The 21888-nt window shown below is 65.9% G+C and carries 17 protein-coding genes; 5 read left to right on the top strand and 12 right to left on the bottom strand.

Annotated elements, in window-relative coordinates:
• Nucleotides 1–8: 8 nt before the first annotated feature.
• The 8 genes from IHE49_RS09070 to IHE49_RS09035 form a co-directional block, all read right to left on the bottom strand.
• Nucleotides 9–662: a glutathione S-transferase family protein gene (locus tag IHE49_RS09070; RefSeq protein ID WP_192157022.1), complete on the bottom strand. Its 654-nt coding sequence runs from the start codon at nt 660–662 to the stop codon at nt 9–11.
• Between the two features lie 28 nt (nt 663–690).
• Nucleotides 691–3729, bottom strand: coding sequence for an efflux RND transporter permease subunit (locus IHE49_RS09065; protein WP_192157129.1), 3039 nt, complete (start codon nt 3727–3729; stop codon nt 691–693).
• Between the two features lie 29 nt (nt 3730–3758).
• Entirely contained in the window at nt 3759–4877 is a 1119-nt protein-coding gene (locus IHE49_RS09060) for an efflux RND transporter periplasmic adaptor subunit (RefSeq protein ID WP_192157020.1), read from the bottom strand.
• Nucleotides 4874–6247 carry a TolC family protein gene (locus tag IHE49_RS09055; RefSeq protein WP_343227561.1) on the bottom strand — a complete coding sequence of 458 codons (1374 nt, stop codon included), beginning with the start codon at nt 6245–6247 and terminating at the stop codon, nt 4874–4876. The genes IHE49_RS09060 and IHE49_RS09055 overlap by 4 nt, the downstream gene beginning before the upstream one ends.
• Before the next feature lie 243 nt (nt 6248–6490).
• Nucleotides 6491–7030 carry a mismatch-specific DNA-glycosylase gene (locus IHE49_RS09050; protein ID WP_192157016.1) on the bottom strand — a complete coding sequence of 180 codons (540 nt, stop codon included), beginning with the start codon at nt 7028–7030 and terminating at the stop codon, nt 6491–6493.
• Entirely contained in the window at nt 7014–7712 is a 699-nt protein-coding gene (locus IHE49_RS09045; protein ID WP_192157014.1) for an ATP-binding protein, read from the bottom strand. Before IHE49_RS09045 ends, IHE49_RS09050 begins: the two co-directional genes overlap by 17 nt.
• Nucleotides 7709–9079, bottom strand: a complete 1371-nt coding sequence (locus IHE49_RS09040; RefSeq protein WP_192157011.1) for a HAMP domain-containing sensor histidine kinase — start codon at nt 9077–9079, stop codon at nt 7709–7711. The genes IHE49_RS09045 and IHE49_RS09040 overlap by 4 nt, the downstream gene beginning before the upstream one ends.
• Before the next feature lie 885 nt (nt 9080–9964).
• Nucleotides 9965–10630: a response regulator transcription factor gene (locus IHE49_RS09035; RefSeq protein ID WP_192157009.1), complete on the bottom strand. Its 666-nt coding sequence runs from the start codon at nt 10628–10630 to the stop codon at nt 9965–9967.
• 147 nt (nt 10631–10777) lie between these two features.
• Here IHE49_RS09035 and rng point away from each other — a divergent pair, with 147 nt between their 5' ends.
• The 4 genes from rng (at nt 10778) to IHE49_RS18590 (ending at nt 18305) form a co-directional block, all read left to right on the top strand.
• Nucleotides 10778–12256 (top strand): ribonuclease G, encoded by a 1479-nt coding sequence (gene rng, locus IHE49_RS09030; RefSeq protein ID WP_192157008.1) that lies wholly within the window; start codon nt 10778–10780, stop codon nt 12254–12256.
• 27 nt (nt 12257–12283) lie between these two features.
• Entirely contained in the window at nt 12284–16267 is a 3984-nt protein-coding gene (locus IHE49_RS09025; protein ID WP_192157006.1) for a YhdP family protein, read from the top strand.
• A gap of 67 nt (nt 16268–16334) precedes the next feature.
• The gene (tldD, locus tag IHE49_RS09020; protein ID WP_192157004.1) at nt 16335–17774 is read left to right on the top strand and encodes a metalloprotease TldD; all 1440 of its coding nucleotides are present in this window, start codon (nt 16335–16337) and stop codon (nt 17772–17774) included.
• A gap of 114 nt (nt 17775–17888) precedes the next feature.
• Nucleotides 17889–18305, top strand: coding sequence for a hypothetical protein (locus IHE49_RS18590; protein ID WP_255523413.1), 417 nt, complete (start codon nt 17889–17891; stop codon nt 18303–18305).
• 136 nt (nt 18306–18441) lie between these two features.
• On the opposite strand, the gene IHE49_RS09010 is transcribed toward IHE49_RS18590, so the two are convergent.
• From IHE49_RS09010 to IHE49_RS08995, 4 genes are all read right to left on the bottom strand, one after another.
• Complete coding sequence (locus IHE49_RS09010) at nt 18442–19629, bottom strand: serine hydrolase domain-containing protein (protein ID WP_192157000.1); 1188 nt, start codon at nt 19627–19629, stop codon at nt 18442–18444.
• 378 nt (nt 19630–20007) lie between these two features.
• On the bottom strand, nt 20008–20412 hold the full coding sequence (locus IHE49_RS09005) for a GFA family protein (RefSeq protein ID WP_343227560.1): 405 nt from the start codon (nt 20410–20412) through the stop codon (nt 20008–20010).
• Nucleotides 20413–20489: 77 nt separating this feature from the next.
• Nucleotides 20490–20930 carry a nuclear transport factor 2 family protein gene (locus tag IHE49_RS09000; protein WP_192156998.1) on the bottom strand — a complete coding sequence of 147 codons (441 nt, stop codon included), beginning with the start codon at nt 20928–20930 and terminating at the stop codon, nt 20490–20492.
• A 71-nt stretch (nt 20931–21001) separates the two neighbouring features.
• On the bottom strand, nt 21002–21328 hold the full coding sequence (locus IHE49_RS08995; protein ID WP_192156996.1) for a MazG nucleotide pyrophosphohydrolase domain-containing protein: 327 nt from the start codon (nt 21326–21328) through the stop codon (nt 21002–21004).
• Nucleotides 21329–21457: 129 nt separating this feature from the next.
• On the opposite strand from IHE49_RS08995, the gene IHE49_RS08990 reads away from it, so the two are divergent.
• Nucleotides 21458–21682, top strand: a complete 225-nt coding sequence (locus IHE49_RS08990) for a hypothetical protein (protein ID WP_192156994.1) — start codon at nt 21458–21460, stop codon at nt 21680–21682.
• Nucleotides 21683–21888 lie beyond the last annotated feature (206 nt).

Below are 21888 nucleotides of genomic sequence, written 5' to 3'. Positions count from 1 at the left end.
GAACCCGGTCAGCCTGCGGGAGGTGGGCTTGCGTTGATTGCGAGTTGGGCGGCGAACGCCCGTTTGTACGCGGGGCGTGCTTCGCCGCGGGCCACATAGGCGGCTAGGTCCGGGAATTCGTCCAGGATGCCCGAGGATCTCGTCCTGAGCAGCACCGACACCATCATGAGGTCGCCTGCGCTGAACGCGCCGTCGAGCCAGTCGGCATCGCCAAGGCGAACGGAGAGCTCGCGCAGCCGGTGGCGGATGCGATCCTTGACGAGCGGCAGGCGCTCCGCGGCCCAGGGCTTGTCGCCCTCCATGAACTTGGCGGTTTGCAGGTCGAGGATGGGCGGCTCCACGGTGTTGAGCGCGGCGAACATCCACATGACCGCGCGCGCCCTGGCATCGGCATTGTCCGGCAGTAGGCCCGCATGGCGTTCGGCGATGTGGAACACGATCGCACCGGTTTCGAACAGGGCGAGATCGCCTTCCTCGTAGGTCGGGATCTGGCCGAAGGGATGCAGGCGCCGATGCGCGGGCTCCTTCATCGCACCGAACGAAACAAAGCGGACTTCGTAGGGCAGGCCCGTTTCCTCGAGCGCCCAGCGGACGCGCGTGTCGCGCGCCAGTCCCTTGCCGCCATCGGGCGAGCGTTCAAAGGCGGTAATCGTGATGGTCATCGCGGGGCTCCCGCAAAACAGGTATTGCCTATGGGTGGTCTGCGCTCTTCGACGGTTTGCGCAGCACCGAGTAAACCACCGGCAGCACCAGCAATACCAGCGGCACCTGCACCAGCATGCCGGCGATGATCGCCACCGCCAGTGGTTGCTGCATCTGCGAGCCTTCGCCGATGGCGAGCGCCAGCGGCAGCAAGGTGAGGATGGCGGCGATGGTGGACATCAGGATCGGCCGCATGCGGTGGTGGCCGGCGTGACGCAACGCTTCGTGCAGCGACATGTCTTGCTCGGCTTCGCGCAATTCGGTGAAGTAGAAGATCGCCAGCTCGGTGACGATGCCCACGATCATCGTCATGCCCATCATTGCCGAGATGTTGAGTTCGATACCGGTGATCCACAGCCCCACGAACACCGCCGCCAGCGCCAGCAACGGCGCCACCATGATCGCCAGCGCGACACGGAAGCTCTCGTACAGGAACAGCAACAGCGCGAACACCAGCGCGATGGCCGCCAGCATCACCAGGCGCAGGTCGTGGAAGGCGGTCTGCTGCTGCGCGTAGAGGCCGCCCAGCTCGTGGTACATGCCGGGTGGAAGCAGGCCCGGTTTGGCCAGTACCTGTTTCACGTCGTTGGCGGTGGAGCCTAGGTCGCGGCCCACGATGCGCGCAGTCACGGCGATCATGCGCTTGAGATTGTCGCGGTTGATTTCCGGCTGGCCCTGCACCGCGCGGATGGTGGCGAGTTCGGACAACGGGACGACGTGGCCGTCGCCTGCGCGTATCGGCAGCGTGGCGAGCTGTTCCACCTGCGCGCGCGAGGCAGGCGGCAGCCATACGCGCACACCGAGCATCTTCGGTCCCTGCGGCAGCTGCGCCGCCACGTTGCCGCCCATCGCGTCCGACACCTGCTGCGCCACCGTCGCCGGATCGAGGCCGAGCAGACCGGCCTTTGCCGGATCCACGCGCACGTCCAGCGCGTCGCCTGCGGGATTGATGCCGTTGTGCACTTCGGCGATGCCATCGACCTTGCCGATGGCGGCGGCCACCTTCTTCGCGGTGTCGTCCAGCTGCGTCTCGTCGTCGCCGTAGAGCATGATCTCGATGGGCTGCGGCACTTCGGTGAGGTCGCCGATCAGGTCTTCCATCAGCTGCGCGACGTCCACGTCGAGGCCCGGCACCCGTGCCGCGACCTGCTGGCGGATCTGCTCCATCACGTCGGCAGTGGCGGGGCGGGAGCCGTTCTTCAGGCGCACGAAGAAGTCGCCCGTATTCGCCTCGGTGAGCCCGCCGCCGAGCTGCAGGCCGGTGCGCCGCGAATAGGTGTCCACGTAGGGGTTGGCGCGGATGATTTTTTCCACCTGTTGCAGCAGGCGATCCGTCTCGTCCAGCGAGGTGCCGGGCGGCGAGAGATAGTCCAGTGTGAAACCGCCTTCGTCCATCTGCGGCATGAAGCCGCTGCCGACTTGCCGGTACGCCAGCGCGCCAGCCAGCAGCAACGGGATCACGCCGATCAGCACCAGCGCCGGGCGCTGCAGCAGACGGCCCAGCGTACGTTCGTAGCCGGCGAGCATGCGTTGCGAGAAGCGGCCTGGCGGATGTTCCGCGGCATGGCGTTCGTCGATCAGCCATTCGGCCAGCAGCGGCACCGCCACCCAGGTGAGCAGGTAGGAGATCACCAGCGCGCTGGCCATGGTCAGCGACAGCGCCTTGAAGAACGCGCCGGTGACGCCGCTCAGGAAAGCCAGCGGCAGGAAGATCACTGCCGTGGCGGCGCTGGAACCGGTGAGCGGGCGGGTGAATTCCAGCGCCGCGCCCGCGATGCGTTCGCGCACTTCGCCGGCGCCGCCGTCGCGCAGCCGGCGCATGATGTGTTCCAGCATCACGATCACATCGTCGATCAGCAGGCCCACCGCGGCGGCCATGCCGCCCAGCGTCATCATGTTGAAGCTCATGTGCAGCACGGTCAGCAGCAGCACGGTGACCGCCAGCGTGGCCGGTACCACGATCAGCGCGACCAGGATCACCCGCACGTTGCGCAGGAACACGAACAGCACCAGGGCCGCCAGAACGATGCCGATCAGGATCGCGTCGCGCACGCTGCCGGCCGCGCCCAGCACCAGTTGCGTCTGGTCGTACCAGTTGGCGATGTGCAGGCCCTTCGGCGCCTGCCGTTGGTACTCGGCCAGCCGCTGCTTCACGTCGTTGGCGATCTGTACGCTGTTGCCGTCGGGCTGCTGGAATACCTGCATCAACACGGCATCGTGGCCGTCGGCGGTGGTGCGTACCCACTGCGGCTCGTGACCCATGACTACCGTGGCCACGTCGGCCAGGCGCAGCAGGCCGTGCGCGTCGGCGCGCAGCACGATGTCGCCAAGCGCCTTGATGGTGGCGGGCTGGTTGTCGGCCAGCAGCAGGTACAGCTTGTAATGGTCCTGCAGGCGGCCCATCGATTGGATGGTGGCGGCGTTCGCCACCGCGTGCTCCACGTCGGTGAGCGCGAGGCCTTGCGCGCGCAGCTTCGCCGCATCCACATCCACATGGAACTCCGCGACTTCGCCACCCTGCACGTCCACCTGCGCGACGCCGGCGACGCCGGAGAGCAGCGGGCGCAGCTGGTATTCGGCAATGTCGTGCAATTGCGCGGGCGTTAGCGTGTCGGAGCGCAGGCTGTAGGCAAGGATGGGGAAGACGGTGGGATCGAGCCGGATCGCCTGCACGTCCACGCCGGGCGGCAGGTGCGGCAGCGCTTCGCCGACGGCGGCGTCGACGTCGAGCAGGGCGCGGCCCATGTCTGCGCCCCAGTCGAAACCGATGTTGATCTCGGCGCTGCCGCGACTGGTGGTGGAACGCAACTCGCGCACGCCGCGCACCTGGCGGATCGCTTCCTCGACCGGCCGCGTGACCATCGCCACCATCTGATCGGCGGGCTGGTCGCCGGTATCCAGCGTCACGCGTACGCGCGGGAACGACACGTCGGGGAACAGCGATACCGGCAGATTGAACGCGCCGAGGATGCCGCCGATGGCGAGGACGAAGGCGAGGAACAACAGCGAGCGGCGATGCCGGTGCATCCAGTCGGTGATCGTCGATGGCGTGGCGATCACGGTTTGCTCTCGCTGCCGGCCTTGTCGCCTGTCTGGTCGTCGTCGGCCTTGCTGTCGCCCGTGCGCACCGCCGAGCCGTCGTCGATTTCGTAGGCGCCCTGCACGATCACCGGAAGCCTTGCGTCGAGCTTGCCCAGCACGCCCACGGTATCGCCTTCCGGTTGGCGCAGCTGCACGTCCACGCGATGCGCCTTGTCGTGGTCGAGCTGGAACAGATAGTCGCCCTGCTCGTCGTTCAGCACGGCGGCGCGCGGCACGGCCCATGCGGTGTAGTCGTCGCTCTGGATCGTGGCGGCCAGCGCCACACCGGCCACCAGCGCCGCATGGCCGCTGGCGGCGATTTCCGCCTGCACGGGCAGCAGATGAGTCTGCGGATCGATCGCGCTGCCCACCATCGTCAGCTTGCCCGCGAACGGCTTGCCGTCGCCGTACACGCCGTGCAACTGCACAGGCATGCCCGCGTGGAGTAGCGCGCCGGCGTCGGGTTGCACGCCCAGTTCGGCGACCAGCGCGTGCGCGGGCATGAAGTTCAGCAGCGGCGCGTTCGCGGCGAAGCGGTCGCCCAGCGCCACCGACACGGCGGCCACCACGCCGTCGTCCGGCGCCGCGACAGTTTCCTGCGCAGTACCGCCGCCCAGCGCCTGCTGCGCTTCCAGGGCGGATTGCGCGTCGGACAACGCTTTGCGCGCGGTGGCGACCTGCGACTGCGTGGCCAGGTGCTGTGCCGCCATCTGTTCGGTGCGCCGCAATTCGCTGCCGGCCAGGGTCAGCGCGCCCTGCGCCTGCTGATAGGCGCTGCGCGCGACCGGATCGGGCGCAATCGTCAGCAGCGCGTCGCCGCGCTTCACCGTCTGTCCCGCGCTGACCTTCAACGCGATCACCTGGCCGCCGTGCGCGAGGCTGATGGTACGTGCGTGGTGCGGGTCGGCCACTGCACTGCCCCAGGCCTCCACGCTGTCGTGGAAGCGCTGCTGCGCCGGCATCACGGTGGTGACCAGTGCCACGCCCTTGGCGTCGCCGGATTGATCGTCGTCGCTTCCCTTGCCGCCGCAGGCAACCAGCAGCAGGGCTGTGGCGGCCAGCGCAGCACAGCGTACGAACAGGGATCGATTCATTGTCTGGGTGTCCGTTGCATGACGAAATCCGTACGGCCCAGCAGGGCTTCCAGCGCGATGGCCGTGGCGGAGCGCGATTGCCGCACCGCGATCAGGTCGGTGTCGGCGGCGAGTGCGTTGGCGCGTATCGAAAGATACGTCGGCCAGTCGATCAGGCCTTTCTGCCAAGCCTGCTGCGCGGCGTCGCGCGCGGCATCGAGCTGCTTTGCATGCACGGCCTGCGCCTGTTGCTGCGCATCCAGCGTACGCAGGTCGGCGGCAAGACGGCGCATGTCGCCGCGTGTGGCAAGCAGGCGCGCATCGTAGTCGTCCTTCAACTGCTGGCGCGTGGCTTTCTCGATGGCGATGTTGCCGCGGTTGCGGTCGAACAGCGGCAGGCTGAGGTTGATGCTGAAGCCGTTGGACTTGATGCCGGTATTGTCGCGAGCGTTGTTGAGGCCCACGCTGATCGCGGGGAATTGCGCGAGGATGGCGCCGCGCAAGGTGGCCTCCTGCGCGCGGTAGCCGGCTTGCAGCGCGAGCAGGTCGGGACGGTGCTTGGGCAGGTCGACCAATGCCTCTTGCAACTGCGCGTCATCCGGATCGGCGCGATATGGCTGGCCTACCAGGTCCAACGGGGCGTTGGGCGCAAGGCCAAGCAACTGGCGCAGGTCGCTTTCCGCCTGGTGCAAGGCCACTGCGTTGTCGGACGCCTGCTTGCGCGCGTCGGCCATCGCATTGAGCCCTGCGCTGGCGCCGTCGTAACTCAGGTTGCCGGCACGCACGGCGGCCTGCACCGCCTGGTCCACTGGCGCCAACGCCTGCTGCTCGGCATCGAGTTCGGCCTGCTGCGTGCGCAGATTCTGCACTTGCTCGAACAACAGCCGCGCCTGTGCGATGGTCTGCCATTCCGCCCACAGCAGGTCGAGGTTCACCTGCTCGGCCTGCGCATTTGCCGCGTGCTTGCGCGAGGAACGCAGCAGGATGGAACTGACGTCCTCGGCGATACCGAGGCTGTAGGCTCTGGTGACACCGCTTTCGCCGCCATCGCCATGCGGCAGATCCTCGCCGAAGCTCAATTGCGGATCGGGCAGCAGGCCCGCGGCGAAAGCCTGCGCGCGCGCGATGCCGAGTCCATCGCGCTGCGTCTTGAGGTCTGGATTGTTCGCCACCGCCAGCATCGCCACCTCGGTGACGTCGAGGCCATCGGCCGGATCGAAACGATGCGTCGCCAGTTCCGGCACGGGCATCGTGTTGGCCGGCACGCTGAGTTGCGTGGCACTGGCGGCACCCTCGCCGTTGCCCAAGGGCAGTGGGTGATAGGTGGCGCAGCTGCACAGCAGAGCTGCCGTGGCGAGCAGGGCAGCGCGAAGAAATGGGCGTGGGCGCACGTCGGAAATCATGCTGCATATGATTGCAGGGAGGCGCTTAGGGCTTTCTTATCGGTTGATGTTTTCGCAAGGTTCAAAGCGATTTCGAGCCGCTGTCGCGGCCTTTTCTCTGCGCGGCTGTATGGACCGGAGACATTGGTAACAGGTGTGCCAGGACATGGGTTACACCGCGGCAGGCGATCGAAAGCCCGCCGCAGGCGAGCCAAGTTGCGAAAGTGAAAACTTGTCGCGAGCCACCTGTCCTCATTCCATCCCTTTTTCCGGAGGGGAGAGGGAGACGAGCGCGGCCAGCGCGCGCCAGGGCTCGATGTCCCAATGTCCTCGCGCCTGTCCTGAGGGTGAGGGCAGCACGAACACGCTTGTCGTGCCAATGCACTCGTCCTGCAGGCCATACGAAACGGCGTGCCCCAATGCGGCGCGTGCCGCGTTCTTGCTGGTGAAGGCGATCACCCTAGGCGCATAGCGTTCCATCTTCGCGCGCAACGCCGGCACGTCGAACGCCCCGGGCGGCAGTTCGTCGTCGTTGCCGCTGTGGCGCTTGGCGAGATCGGTGAGGCCGATGCCGAATTGCGGCAGCAGAGGGAACTCCGCGGGAGCAAGCAGGCGTGCGGTGATGCCGGCTTCGTGCAGCGCACGCCAGAACAGGTTGCCCGGATGCGCGTAGTAGGCGCCTTCGGCGGCGGAGCGCTTGCCGGCCGCGGTACCGCAGAACACCAGCGCGAGACCGGGCTGCAGCGCGTCGGGCAGGACGTGTAGAGACAAGCTCCTAGCCTTGCGCGTCATCGTCGAGCAGGAAGTCGGTGAACTGGAAGCGGCCGTCGCGCAGCACGGATTCGCCGCGCTTGAGCCTGACCGGCTGGCGGAACAGCGGGCCGCCCCAGCTCAGAGTGTGGAACTCGCCGCGCTCGCCGCAGGGGTCGACGCCGGCGGGCAGCGCGTCGAGCAGGCTGGCGTCGTAGGCGCGGCCGCTGAACGCGGCGTCGAGCTGTTGCGTATCCACGCAGCACAACATGGCGCGGTGTCCCTCGGCCACGAAACGGCGCGACAGCGCAGCGGTGTCCTCGCCCCACAGCGGGAACACCGCACGCCAGTTGTCCCGGCCGAGCTGGCGCACGCGATAGTCGCGCACGTCTTCCAGGAACAGGTCGCCGAAGGCGCAATGGCGGATGCCGGGCCAGCGCATGCGTGCCTCGGCCAGTGCCTGTGCGTGGGCGGCTTCGTAGGATTCGTTGCTGCCCGGCCAATCCAGCAGCACTTCCACCAGCGGCAGGCCCAGCGCGGCCACCTGCGCCTGCAGCACGTCGTACCGCACGCCATGCATGGCGATGCGCTGATAGTTGCGGTTGATCGTGGTGAGCAGGGCGACCACCTCCCAGCGAGGATCGGTACGCAGGCGCTGCAGGGCCATCAGGCAATCCTTGCCGCCGCTCCAGGCGAGCAGGATGGGTGTGGGCGTGTCGCTCATGGCGTGGTCGTTTCCCGGATGACGGCTGCCTGCCAATCGAGTGTGGCATGCAGGCGTTGTTGCGGATCGAGGCGGAAGTCCAGTGCCATGCCCAGCGCGCGTGCGGCGGCGGCGGTGAGCGCCAGGCCGAGCCCGGCGTGCCCTGCATGGGGCAGCTGTTTGCGCCAGAAGCGTTGGCCGAAGCTGGCGAGGTCGGCGTCGGTGAGGCCGAACGCGGCGTTGTCGATGGCGAGGCCGCGTTCGCTGATGCTGAGCCGCACGGTGTCGCTTTCGGGAGCGTAGGCGCAGGCGTTGCCCAGCAGGTTGCCGACGATCACCTCCAGCAGGGCGGGATCGGTATGCAGTTCGGCCGGCGCCGTCCCCTTGATCACCAGCGCGATGCCGCGCGCGGCGACCGTTGCGTGCTGACGTTGCAGCTGGCGCTCCAGCCAGGGTGCCAGCGACAGTTGTTGCCACTGCGGCTGCTCCAGCCCGGACTGCAGGCGCGTGAGCAGGAGCAGGGCGGTGACGGTGGCTTCCAGCTCCGCGCCGATGCTGCCGATCTCCGCCAGCAGATCAGGCAGGCTGCGGCCGCTGGGGTAGCGCGCCTCCACCTCGGCCAGCGCACGCAGCTCGGCGAGACGCGTGCGTGTTTCATGGGCAAGGCCGCTGGCGAACTGGCGCTCGCGTGCAAGGCCGTCGTCCATGCGCGCCAACACATCGTTGAAGCGCGCCACCAGCGGGTCGAGTTCCTTGAGGCCGATGGGCGCAAGGCGCTGTCCTGGGGCCTGCGGGCCGATGCGTCCCATGTGATCCACCAGTGCACTCATCGGGCGCAGGCCGCGGCGTACCACCAGCGGCACGGCGATCAGGGCGATGGCGGCGGCGAGCAGCGGGCCCAGTGCGAGGATCCAGTCGAACGCCAGCATCAGTTCGTCGAGCGAGTGGCGGTCCTGTACGAACAGCAGGCGACAGGTGCCGGGCGCGGTGCTGCCGGGACGGGCGAAGCTCAGTCGCACCGTGTCCAGATGGTGCTGGTGGTGGCCGAGCCGTGCGTAGCGTGGCTTCGCATCCACGTTGTCGGGCCAGCCCTGCGGCACGGCTGGCGGTGGCGGGTCACTGCGTTGCGGTGGGGTACCGTCGCAGCGGAGTTCGTACCAGGCATCGTCGCCTGCCGGGCCGGCGACGACGTGGCCGGAAGGCGCGGCCTGTTCCTGGGCGAGCATGCTGCCGAGCGCGCGGGCCTGGTCGAGCAGGTTCTGGTGGAAGCGGCTGGACAGCTCATGGTCGATGCGCCAGTCCATCAGCTTTGCGCCGCCGCCCAGCACCAGCAGGCAGACGATGGCCAGCAGCACGGTGACGCGGGCGGAGAGGGAGGCGGGCTTCATGCTCGGCTTCGGTTTGCGGTCGGGGGCGTTGCTCTCGCCGGCCGTTTGTGGGCACGCGGGAAGGCGCCATGGATGGCGTCCGCTTTGAGGGATGGGGAGAGGTATCTGGGGCGACGGGCTTTTGCTTTCGCGCTATCGCAAGGAACAAGGCGGTTTCGTGCTGCTGCCGCAGCCCGAGCTACTTCTCTTTTGCATGCCCAAAAGAGAAGTAGCCAAGAGAAAAGGGCACCCCGCGGTGGCGCTCTCCGGGCATCCTGCCCCCCGAGTCCGTGAGGCGCGGCCGGGCTTTTCGGCCGGGCCTCCTGCCCGGTCGAAAAGGCGAGTCCATCCCTGGCCTCGCCCGCTGCGCGGCCTGATCGTCCTCGCCTCACCGCCACCGAGAGGGCCCGGAAGAGCAGGCGCGCATCGTGCGCGCCAGAAACAGAAACAGAAGCAAGTGCATCGTGAACTTGCAGCGCTTCGCGCCTGGTCTTGGCTTTGACTTGGCTTTGACTTGGCTTGAGTCTTTGGTTTTTGCTCTTTCCAGAAGTGCGCGCCTGGAGCGCGCTGCTTTACCCGGGGCCCCTATGGTGCGGCGGGTGGGTGGAGGAAAGCCCGCAGGGTGGCCCGCATGGATGCGGGCCAGTTTTTCGCCGGGACAGGAGTCCCGTCGAAAAAGCCCGCAGCCCAGCCGCGCACCCGCAGGGCAGGATGCCCGGAGGGCGCGCCATCGGGGTGCCCTTTCTCTTTGGGCACGCAAAGAGAAAAGAACTCGGCCACCGGCAGGTGGACGAAACCGCTCTGTTACTTGCCATAACGCAGCCAAAGCAAAAGCACCCTCTACCCCAACCCTTCTCCCGCAAGCCGGAGAAGGGAGAATGAGCGCAAGCGAGTAATGAAACGTCCTCACGGGATCAAATACCCCGCCCCGCGCCGCGTCTCGATCAACCCGGCGACGCCCGCCGCGTCCAGCTTGCGCCGCAGACCGAACACCAGCACCTCCACACTGCGGTCCGACACCTCACTGTCGCTGCCCGCGGTGCGGTCGAGGATCTCCTGCCGGCTGAAGGCGCGGCCCCGGTGGCGCAGCAGCAGGCCGAGCACGGCGAATTCGCGTGGCGTCAGCGCCAGCGGCTGGCCGTTGACGCTGGTGCTGTGCGAGCGCGGATCCCAGCTCAGCGCACCATGGCTGAGCACGTCGGGCCGGGCCTGCTGCGGGCGCCGCGACAGCGCGTGCAGGCGGGCCACCAGTTCGTCGAAGGCGAAGGGTTTGACCAGGTAGTCGTCGGCGCCGGCGTTCAGCGCCTCGATGCGGTCGGGCACCTGGTCGCGGGCGGACAGCACCAGCACGCGCGGCCGGCGCCCGCTGGCGGGCAGGCTGCGCAGCACGCCGATGCCGTCCAGCCGTGGCAGCATCAGGTCCAGCACCACCAGTTCGTAGTCGTAGCTGGTCAGGAAGCCGCAGGCTTCCATGCCGTCGCCGGCGGCATCCACGGTGAAACCCGCGCCCTGCAGGCCGTGGCGCAGGGTCTGGCGCAAGCGTTCGGAGTCTTCCACCAGCAGCAATTTCATGCCAGGTCCATTGTCCAAGCCGGGACGGGGAGGCCTATTGTCGCCGTTCGGGCTTAGCAAAACATTCGGCTTTTTGCACCCTGCGCCGCGCATCGACAGTTATGCCAGGCAACCGCTATAAAGGCTTTCTATTCGGGGAGTTACGCAGTGAGCGAAGAGATCCTGATCAACGTGACTCCGCGCGAGACGCGGGTGGGCGTGGTCGAGAACGGCATGTTGCAGGAAGTGCATGTCGAGCGCGCCTCCAAGCGCGGCTACGTGGGCAACATCTACAAGGGCCGGGTGCAACGGGTGATGCCGGGCATGCAGGCCGCGTTCGTGGAGATCGGGCTGGATCGCGCCGCCTTCCTGCACGCCTCGGACATCGTGCGCCCGGCGTTGCCGGAAGGCGCCGAGGGCAACGGCCACGGCAATGGCCATACGCCGTCGATCAGCGAGCTGGTGCACGAGGGCCAGGAGGTCGTGGTGCAGGTGGTGAAGGATCCCATCGGCAGCAAGGGGGCGCGCCTGTCCGCGCATCTGTCGATTCCCTCGCGTTACCTGGTGCTGCTGCCGTACGCCCATACCATGGGCATTTCCGCGCGCATCGAGGACGAGACCGAGCGCACGCGCCTGCGCGAGGTGATGGGCAGCCTGGTCGGCGAGAACCCGCTGGGCTACATCGTGCGCACCAATGCGGAAGGGCAGAGCGCCGAATCGCTGGCCTTCGACGTGACCTACCTCGGCAAAGTGTGGCGCGTGGTGCAGGAGAACATCGCCAAGACCCGCGTGGGCGAGCGCGTGTACGAGGAGCTTTCATTGCCGCTGCGCAGCCTGCGCGACATGCTCACCGACGACATCGAGAAGGTGCGCGTGGACTCGCGCGAAACCTTCGACAAGGTGGTGAAGTTCGTGCACAAGTTCATGCCCAGCCTGGACGACCGGGTGGAGCACTACGACGGCGAGCGGCCGATCTTCGACCTGTACAGCGTGGAGGACGAGATCCAGCACGCGCTGAAGAAGGAGGTGCCGCTGAAGTCGGGCGGCTATCTGGTGGTGGATCAGACCGAGGCGATGACCACCATCGACGTGAACACCGGCGCCTACCTCGGCACGCGCAATCTCGAGGAAACCGTCTACCGCACCAATCTCGAAGCGGCGCAGGCGGCGGCCCGGCAGCTCAGGCTGCGCAACCTCGGCGGCATCATCATCATCGATTTCATCGACATGGTCGACGAGGAGCACAAGCGCCAGGTGCTGCGCATGCTGGCCAAGGGGCTGGCGCGGGATCACGCCAAGACCACGGTATATCCGATGTCTTCGCTGGGCCTGGTGGAGATGACCCGCAAGCGCACCACCGAAAGCCTGGAACGCCAGCTGTGCGAACCGTGCCCGGCCTGCAGCGGGCGCGGCACGCTGAAGACCGCCGAGACGGTGACCTACGAGATCTTCCGCGAGATCACCCGCGCGGTGCGCCAGTTCAACGCCGAGAAGCTGCTGGTGATGGCCAGCCCCGCCGTGGTCGGCCGCATCCTCGAAGAAGAGTCCGCCGCGGTGGCCGAACTGGAGGAGTTCATCTCCAAAAGCATACGCTTCCAAGCCGAGGAACATTATTCGCAGGAACAGTTTGATGTGGTTCTGCTGTAACCCAGTCGCCATGGCCGTGGCCCCCCGATGAACGCCGGCTGGCAGCGGCGGCTGCACTTTGTCGCGCTCGCACTGGGCTGGTTCGCCGGCATCGCGGTGATCGCGCTGGCCGTGCTGATGGCGCTGGCGCAGTTGCTGGTGCCGCTGGTGGCACGGCATCCCGAGTGGGTGGCGCGCGAGTTGTCCGCGAAGCTGGAGCGCCCGATCAGCTTCGCCTCGCTGCAAAGCGGATGGAGCGGCTCCGGTCCGCGGTTCGTGCTGCGCGATGTCACCGTGGGCGTGCCGCCGGGGGGCGCAGGCAAGACCATCCACATTCCCGAATCCGAATTGCAGATCGATTTTGGCGGCTGGTTGCCCACGCGGCACCTGCTGAACCTGCGCACGCACGGCCTGCAGCTCGACCTCAGTCACGCCAGGGACGGCAGCTGGCACGTCAACGGCCTCGGCACCGGCGGCAGTTCGCAGCAGCCCGGTTTCGGCCGGCTCTCGGTGGAACTGTGGCTGGACGATCTGCGGCTCGACATCACCGAGGAGGCCAGCGGCAAGCATTACAGCCTGATCGCCAGTCAACTGCGGCTCAGCCGGCGGGGCAGCCACATCCGCGTCGGCGCGCTGCTGCGCCGCGAGGGTGCGCCGGGCGTGCTGCACGGTGCAGGAGATTTCCGCGACGACGGCAGCAGCGGCAGGGTGTGGCTGTCGGGGCGGCAGCTCGACCTCGCCGCGCTGTTTGCAGGAGTGGATCTGGGCGGCTACACCGTGCAGGGCGGCAAGGGCGACGTGGCCGCATGGCTGGACTGGAAGCAGGGCAAGGTGGTGCGCAACCTCAGCCGCTTCGATCTCGACGGCATGCGCATCACCGGCACGAACGGGAGTGCCGAGGTACCCGCGCTGCATGGCGAGGCCGAACTCACGCGCACTGCCAATGGTTATGAACTGCGCTGGGCTGGCGACGACCGCAGTGCGCTTGCGGTGTGGCTGCACGATCCCGGCACGCCTCGGCTCTCCGTGCAGGCCGCTGCGCGCGACCTGCAGATCGCGCCGTTGATGCCTTGGCTGGGTCTCGCTCCCAAACTGTCGCCCGCGCTGGCCGCATGGCTGGGCGGCGGGCGGCCACGCGGCAAGTTCGACAACGTGTCGCTGGCATGGTCGCAGGCCGGCGGCTTGCAGCGCCTGGGCGCCACGTTCAGCGGTCTTGCCATCGATCCGGTCGGCACGCTGCCCGGCGTGGACGGCCTCGATGGCACGTTGCGCGGCGACAGCGAGGCGGTATCGCTGGAGCTGCCCGCACAGGCGACGACGGTACGCGCCACGCACGTGTTCCGCCAACCCTTCGTCATGTCTAACGTGGCCGGTACGCTGGCGTTCTGGCATGCGGACGACGACTGGCATGTCGGCGTCGATGCGCTGGATTTCGAGGGACAGGGTTACGGCGGCCAGGCACGCGGCGAGATTCGCCTGCATGACGCCGGCGGTCCGCCGTTCCTCGACATCTATACCAGCCTGACGCATGCCGACGTCGTTGCCGCCAAGCTGTTCTGGCCGGTCAATGTGATGCCGCCGCCTACCGTGGCATGGCTGGATCGTGCGCTGGTCGGCGGCAGTATTGACCACGCCGAAGCGCTGGTACGTGGCGACCTCAGGGACTGGCCGTTCCAGCACAACGAAGGTCGTTTCGAAGCGCGCGCCGAAATCAGCGGCCTCGGCTTCCGCTACGCCGCCGACTGGCCCGAGGCCACCGGTGTCCACGCCATCGCCAGCTTCATCGACAGCGGCATGCTGGTGCAGGCCGATACCGGGCAGTCGCTCGGCGTGAAGGCCGACAAGGTGGTGGCGCTGATCCCGGAATTCGCCAACGGCACGCTGGATCTCAACGTCGATGGCCATGGCAACGGCGCCGACCTGTTGGGCTTCGTGCTGAAGAGCCCCATCGCGAGCAAGCAGGCCGACCAGCTGGCCAAGCTGACATTGGGCGGCAGCGGCAGCTTCGACTTCCATCTCTCGTTGCCGCTGGGCGCGCCGCAGAACTTCAAGCTCGCTGGCAATGCGCAATTGAACGATGTGGACGTGAACGACGAGGACTGGAGCCTCAAGCTCGACAAGCTCAACGGTCCGGCCACCTTCGACGGCAAGGGCTTCCATGCCGGCCCATTGAACGGCAGTGCACACGGCCAGCCCTCCACGCTGGACCTGGCCATTGCCGGCGCGACCGGCAATCCGAATACCGTGGTGGCGGCGAAGCTGAGCGGCATCTACAGCCTGACCGACATCACCAACGGCTATCCCTCGCTGGACTGGCTGGCGCCGCTGGGCGAGGGCCGCAGCGTCTTCAACATCGGTTTCAACCTCGCTGCGCCGGCCGATGGCGGCGAACTGGCGCAAACCCTCACCATCGACTCCACGCTGACCGGCATGGTGTTGAAGGTGCCGGTGCCGCTGAAGAAGGACGCCGCGACCGCGTTGCCGCTGCATCTCGTGCTGGCACTGCCGGTGAGCGGCGCCGATCTCAAGGTGCAGCTGGGCGAGCAGGCGCGCGGCCATCTGCGCCTGGCGGATGGCAGCAAGCCGCTGGCCGGCACGCTGGCGTTCGGTACGCAGATGCCCGCCGAGCTGCCCGCGCAAGGTCTGCGCATCCGCGGTCATGCGGCCAAGCTGGACGTGACCGGCTGGGTGCAGCAGGCCGTCGCCCTCACCTCCGGCAACAGCGGCGCCGCCACGGGCAGCGCAGGCAGCACGAGTAGCGCAGTGGGTGCGAGTAGCGCAGCGGGTACGAGCAGCGGCCCCGCGCTGGAAAGCGTGGACGTGAGCACCGACCACGCCGAGTGGTTCGACCACCCCTTGGGCGCGATGACTTTGCAGGCCACGCCAGCCGTCGGCCATTTGCAGGTGGACGTGGACGGCGCGGCGTTGGCAGGCCGCTTCACCGTGCCCGACAACGATCTCGACAAACGCGGCATCACCGCGCGTCTCACCCATCTGCACTGGCCCAACCCGCCTGCACCTGCCGGCAAGGCAGCCGCCAACCAGCCCGTCGAAGATCCCGCCAACACCGGCATCAATCCCGCCGCGCTGCCGCCGCTGCACCTGTGGGTGGGCGAATTGAGTTTCGGCGACGCCAAGCTGGGCGAGGCCCGGCTGGAAACCTGGCCCACGACGCAAGGCATGCACATCGACCAGTTGCGCGCGCTGTCGCCCAGCGTGCAGATCACCGGCAGCGGCGATTGGAACGGCACGCCTGCCAACAGCCACACCCGCATGCACATCGGCTTCGCCGCCGACGACCTCGGCAAGATGCTTGCCGCGTTCGGCTACACCGGTCTGGTCAACGGCGGCAAGACGGAAGACCAACTGGACGCGAGTTGGCCTGGCTCCCCCTCCGCCTTCAGCCTCGCCAACGCCACCGGCACGCTGGCTGTCGACGTCAGCGATGGGCGTATCCCCGAAGTGGCGCCCGGCATGGGGCGTTTGTTCGGCCTCATCTCGCTGGCCGAATTGCCGCGCCGCCTGACGCTGGATTTCGGCGACGTGTTCGGCAAGGGCCTCGGCTTCGATTCGATCAAGGGCGATTTCCAGCTCGCCGACGGCAATGCCACCACCAACAACCTGGCCATCAAGGGGCCGGCCGTGCAGATCAGCATCACCGGTCGCACCGGTTTGCGCGCCAAGGACTACGACCAGTACGTGCAGGCGACTCCGCATATCGGCAACAGCCTGCCGGTCATCGGCGCGGTGGTGGGCGGTCCGGTGGGCGCCGCCGCAGGCCTGGCCGTGCAGGGCATCCTGGGCAAGGGCCTCAACAAGATCGCCAGTACGCGCTACCGCTATCACGTCACCGGCAGCTGGGACAAACCGGTGATGACCCTGGTGGAGAAGAACGATGTGCCCGCCGCATCGGCCCCCGTGACCGTACCGCCCTTGTTGCCCGCCGCGTCGTCGTCCAGTCCCGCCATCACGATGCCGCTGCGCGATCCGTCGCAGGCGTTGCCCGCCGCGGCGTCCTCGACCGGTCGCTGACACGGCTTTGATTTCACGCGTTGCGCCCCCATTCTTACGACTCTCACCGCATCGACACTAAAGACCCATGGATTCCCTGATCGCCCAGGCCCAGAGCCGGCTGCTTACCCCCGGCGGACTCGCCACTGGCGACCTGGAGCGCGTATTCGCGCAATTGATGGGGCCGTCCATCGATGCCGCCGACCTGTATTTCCAGCACTCGCGCAGCGAGTCGTGGACACTGGAGGAGGGCATCGTCAAGGACGGCAGCCATTCCATCGAGCAGGGTGTGGGTGTGCGCGCGATTTCCGGCGAGAAAACTGGTTTCGCCTATTCCGACGAAATCGTGCTGCCGCAGCTGCTGGAAGCTTCCAGGGCCGCGCGCGCCATCGCGCAGGATGGTCGCGGTGCCGGCCAGCCGCTAGCGCTGGGCAACGCGCGGCAGCTCTATCCGGCCATCGACCCGGTGGAAAGCCTGCCCAATCCGGACAAAATTGCGTTGCTGCGTGAGGTGGACGCCTACGCACGCTCGCGCGACCCGCGCATTACCCAGGTCATCGTCAGCATCGCCGCCACGATCGACACCGTGCTGATCGCCGCCTCCGACGGCACGCTCGCGGCCGATGTGCGTCCGCTGGTGCGCCTCAACGTGCAGGTGATCGCCGAGGCCAACGGCCGCCGCGAGCAAGGCTATGCGGGCGGCGGCGGCCGTTACGGCTACCGCGAGCTGATCGAGAACGGCCGCGCACTGGCCTTCGCCGATGAGGCAGTGCGCCAGGCGCTGGTGAACCTGGATTCCGTCGATGCCCCTGCCGGCCAGATGACCGTGGTACTCGGTCCCGGCTGGCCCGGCGTGTTGCTGCACGAGGCGATCGGCCATGGCCTGGAGGGCGACTTCAACCGCAAGGGCAGCTCCGCCTTCGCCGGTCGCCTCGGCCAGCGCGTGGCTGCGCCCGGCGTCACCGTGGTGGACGACGGCACGCTGCCCGGTCGCCGCGGCTCGCTCAGCGTGGACGACGAAGGCACGCCGACCAACTGCACCGTGCTGATCGAGGACGGCATCCTCAAGGGCTACATGCAGGACAAGCTCAACGCACGCCTGATGGGCGTGGCACCTACAGGCAACGGCCGTCGCGAATCCTTCACCGCGCTGCCGATGCCGCGCATGACGAATACCTACATGCGCAGCGGCAGCCACGAGCCGGAGGAAATCATCCGTTCGGTGAAGAAGGGTCTTTATGCCCCCAACTTCGGCGGCGGCCAGGTGGACATCACCAACGGCAAGTTCGTGTTCTCCGCCAGCGAGGCCTACCTGATCGAGGACGGCAGGATCACCGCTCCCGTGAAGGGCGCCACCCTGATCGGCAGTGGCCCCGACGTGCTTACCCGCGTCTCCATGATCGGCAACGACATGAAGCTCGACGAGGGCGTGGGTGTCTGCGGCAAGGACGGCCAGAGCGTGCCGGTAGGCGTGGGCCAGCCCACGTTGAAGATCGATGCGATGACGGTGGGCGGGACTGCCGCGTAACGCCTGAGTTGCGCGGCTTTTGCCACCGGAGAATTTGATCGAGCAGGCAGCCAGCCCCTGCAGGCAGGGTCGAGCGCGTAGCTAGGCCGCGCTGCCGGGCGCGCCGGCAGCACAATGCGCAACTTGATCTTCCAGTCCTTTGATTTGCTCGCCAAGCGAATTCATGTGTCTCGCATTGGCCTCGTGATCAAAGACTTCCGGAGCATCGAGTGTCGAAGGATCTGCACCTGCGGCAAGCAAGTACGCCACGATGGCCGAGTGCCCGAAGTCGGAGGCTACCCGAAGTGGAGTAAAGCCGAATTCGCCCTTTTGATGCAGATTGATGCCGCTTTCGACGAGCAGTTTGGCGGCTTCGAGATCTCCCCAGACGCAGACGCAATGAAGCGCATTGTCCCCCAGGGCATTCGTATCGTTGATGCATTCGTATCGTTGATCGAGTGGAACGGCACGAAACCGAAGTCTGCGGTGCTCTGGACCTTTTCCAAGAGCTCTTGGATTTGCACTTTCATGGCGAAGCCTCGGAATGCTTGATGTTTGAATCAATCCGCGCCGCGAAATGGCGTCGGCTCATATGAACTGCCGCCCTTATTGCACGAGAAAAGCACCGCAGACGCTGTTGCCGTGCACTGGAAGATAGGCCCGATATCGAGGGCTCGCCAGCGCACTTCTAATTCGACTTCCCCGCCTGATCGCCGTATTCCCACTCGTAGGGCACACCGGTGTCGCCAAGGATGAAGCGGACAAGATCGGCAAAGCCGGCTTCGGCTCGCACGTCGTTGGCGAGGATCAGTACGCATCGCTCATGGGCCTCGATGCAGACAAGCGTGTTGCCGGTCTGCTCGTCATGGCCACCCTTGAAGAAGCCGTGCCCCTGCGGGCCATCGAACACGACCACGCCGAGCCCGGCATACAGGTCCTTGCGCTGCTGGTCGACAGGCAGGTCCTTCTGGACCGTCGGGAACTGCGTCCGCGTTCCGATGTGCAGTTGCGGCTTGACCATCTCCATGCGCGAAGCGGGTGACAAGCCCTTGCCGCTCACCAGAGCCGCGGCGAACTTCGAGAGGTCGTCGATGGTCGTGTCCATGGAGCCGGCGGCACGGACCTTCGAGCGCCTGTCATGCGGCTGCGGCTCGCCCTTGTCGTTCCAGCCGTCAGCGAGATTGCCGGCGAAGTCGGCACGCCACATCAGCGAGCTGCGCTTCATGTCGAGCGGCTCGAACACGTTCTCCTGCACGAGGTCGCCGACGTCCACGCCGAGGTGTTGTGACTTGCGGCCGTTCTCGATCGCAAACTGCAGCAGGATCATCCCTTCGCCCGAATAACTGAAATGCGAGCCCGGCTCGAAATGGATGCGCAGTTTGTGGTCGGGCTCAAGCCAATAGAAGTTCAGGAAGCCCGTCGAATGGGTCAGCACCATGCGCGGGGTGATCTTCTTCCAGCGCTCGTCGTCGGCGAGGTCCTTGTACGGACCGTACTTGTCCCGATAGATCGCCTCGGTGTCGTAGGCAGGGAGCGGCTTGTCGAGATATGCGGCGACCGGCGTGTCCAGATCGATGCGGTGCTGGTCGACCAGTCGCATCACCGTATAAGCAAAAACGGTCTTGGTCAGCGAAGCGCCGTACATGACCGTGTCGGTACGCAGCGGGTCGCCCTTGGCGTTCCGGTCGCCATAGGCCTTGATGTAGATCACCTTGCCGCGGTCGATGACGGCGATGGCCACGCCCCTGGCGCCCGTGTGCTCCATAAGCTTTTCGACCTGCCGGTCGATGGCACTGCCCGCAGGGAGTGCCCCGGGCTCGCGCGCCATGAGGGGAGCGGCGAACAACAGCAAGGCGAGTAGGCAGATACGCATCATGGTCGCTCCTACGATGAATTTCTGGGTGCCTGTTCGTGCGAGAGCCCGCGACTGCGCGGGCTGGCGTTTCAGTGCTCGTGCCTGCACGGACTCGGATCGGTACATGTCCCGATCAATCCCGGTCGAATGCCTGCCTGTGACCGATACGACTCATCTTCCTGTGGCTGGCGACTGAGCTAAGCGGTGGCGAAGCCATCCGCATTGAACGAAGCATTAGATGATTGCCTTGCCTTGCCTTGCCTCGCCTTGGCACAAGCGCAAGCGCAAGCGCAAGCGCAAGCGGCAGAATCATCATTGCAGAACTCGACGGGCAGGCAGCACCGTCTACCCGACATCCTCCCGCGTCCCCCAGATGCTGCCCATGACAGGGAGAACGATTCAAAACCAATAGTCAGCGACGCATCGACCGTCTCGTGGCAAGTCATCCGTAGTGGCAAGCCCGTCGTGACGGACGATGGGAATCTGCGCAACGCTCTCCAGGTCGGCCAGCCGCAGGTTGACCCCCATGGGGCGCAGCCTATTGTTGTCGTCCTTCAAACCGCGCCAGTAGGCCACGCAGCCGCAGACGGCGCAAAAATGAAACACGACCCATCTTCCCTGCGTGTAGGTTTGGGTAGGGCCCGAGACGTCAATGCCTTCCTCTTCATAAGCATAGGCCCACAGCGCGCCATAGCGGTGACATGCGGTGCAGTTGCACGCCGTAGCTGACTCGGGCACTCCTTTGAAGCGCCATCGAACAATGCCGCAGCGGCAGGAGCCATGGATCATTTCCGTCTTCGCCACGGGATTCTCCTTCGATCTCGCCGCCGCCATCCGACGCTTGATTTAAGCGGCGACAGGGCGTCCGCTCGGATGAATAATCAGTCGTTACCCGAATAGTTCAGTATGGCTTTCAAGGATTCTTGATCGATCGGTGCGGACGTGTGCTCGTGGAAGATTTTCCATGACTCGTCGGAGCGCTTTAACCCTATCGTTATGCGGTTGCTGAGCGATCGCAGCTCTTTCCCTTCGGCTGATACCGCGGTGTATGTAAGGATCGCGCGCCCAATGGCCAACGCCCCGGCCACAGTGGATTGAGCATCTCTGACATCAACAACAACGCGTTCGGTGCCGAGGGAAGAAAACCAGCCATCCGCCATGTTTCGCCACGACTGGATGCCGTGAAGCGACCATGTGCCCCACATGTCGAAGACATGCACGTCATCGTCATAGAGAGCTGCGAATGCGTCGACGTCTTTGGCAAAGACGGCTGCCTTGTACGAGTCGAGTATCTGTACAACCGGGTCGGTTCGTTCATTCATGCGAAATCTCCCTTGACGGCCGACGCCTGAACCAAAGCGCTCCGCGAAACGGTGCCGGCCCGGATGAATTGCTATGTGCCAAGCTCGCCAGATACATATTCGATCAGTTCTCGGGTGTTTCTGACAAACTCCGCCTCCAAATCAATGTCACACTTGCTTGCAAGAACCATGATCGACCACAAGCAATCCGACAATTCATGGCCAAGTTTTGCTTTGTAGCCGTCAATATCCCGGATGCCGGCGTTTGCCTGGATGAGCTTCGCCAGTTCGCCCACGTCCCCTACGAAACCAAGCATCAGTTCTTCCGTGGTCCAGGCGCGTCCATACTTCTTGATCTCAAGCTGCTCGTAGAGCTCATTCAGCTGCAGCGCCGATTTTTCAAGATCGCTGAGTTTCATATGGATTGCTCATGACTCTGGAGTTAAGCGGCGGCGGAGCCGTCCAACTTGGATGAAAGGTTAGAACTCTACGACGCGTACATGGCCTGCGAGCTCGCCTGAAAGCTGTTCTGCGAGAAGGACTGCGTCTTGAAGAGTTTCATTTGTGTCGTGGGAAGCGGTGAGCATGAAGTAGGGGTGCGAACCGTCTCCGACGCACAGCTCGTCAATGGCGCCCTCGATCCTTGCCGCGTCAACTCCAACCACTCCGACATGGCCGACCTGTTCCTTGATCCATTGCGCAACGATTCCATCGAGCTCAGTGCGATAGCCGTGCAGCGAATGAAGAACAACTTTGCGGGGAGGAGTCATTGAGTTTTAACTTGGATTCGGTTGTTGAATGAAGTCTAGTTCTGCAGCTTATCCCGACCTGCGGACTCCAGTCATGGATGGCTTTCTATACAGATCAACCATTCCCCCAGGTCGCGCTGTCTATTCCCAAGGCCTAATCCCGCAGCTTTTCCCGGATGCAACGATCGTGCGGCGATCCTCTCCTCAAAGCGGATGTCGGCAACCGCAAG

Origin of the sequence: Rhodanobacter sp. 7MK24, assembly GCF_014842995.1 — a bacterium.
Classification (GTDB): Bacteria; Pseudomonadota; Gammaproteobacteria; order Xanthomonadales; family Rhodanobacteraceae; genus Rhodanobacter_A.
Note: the sequence above shows the minus strand (reverse complement) of the source record. Positions and strands in the feature narration are given on the sequence as shown.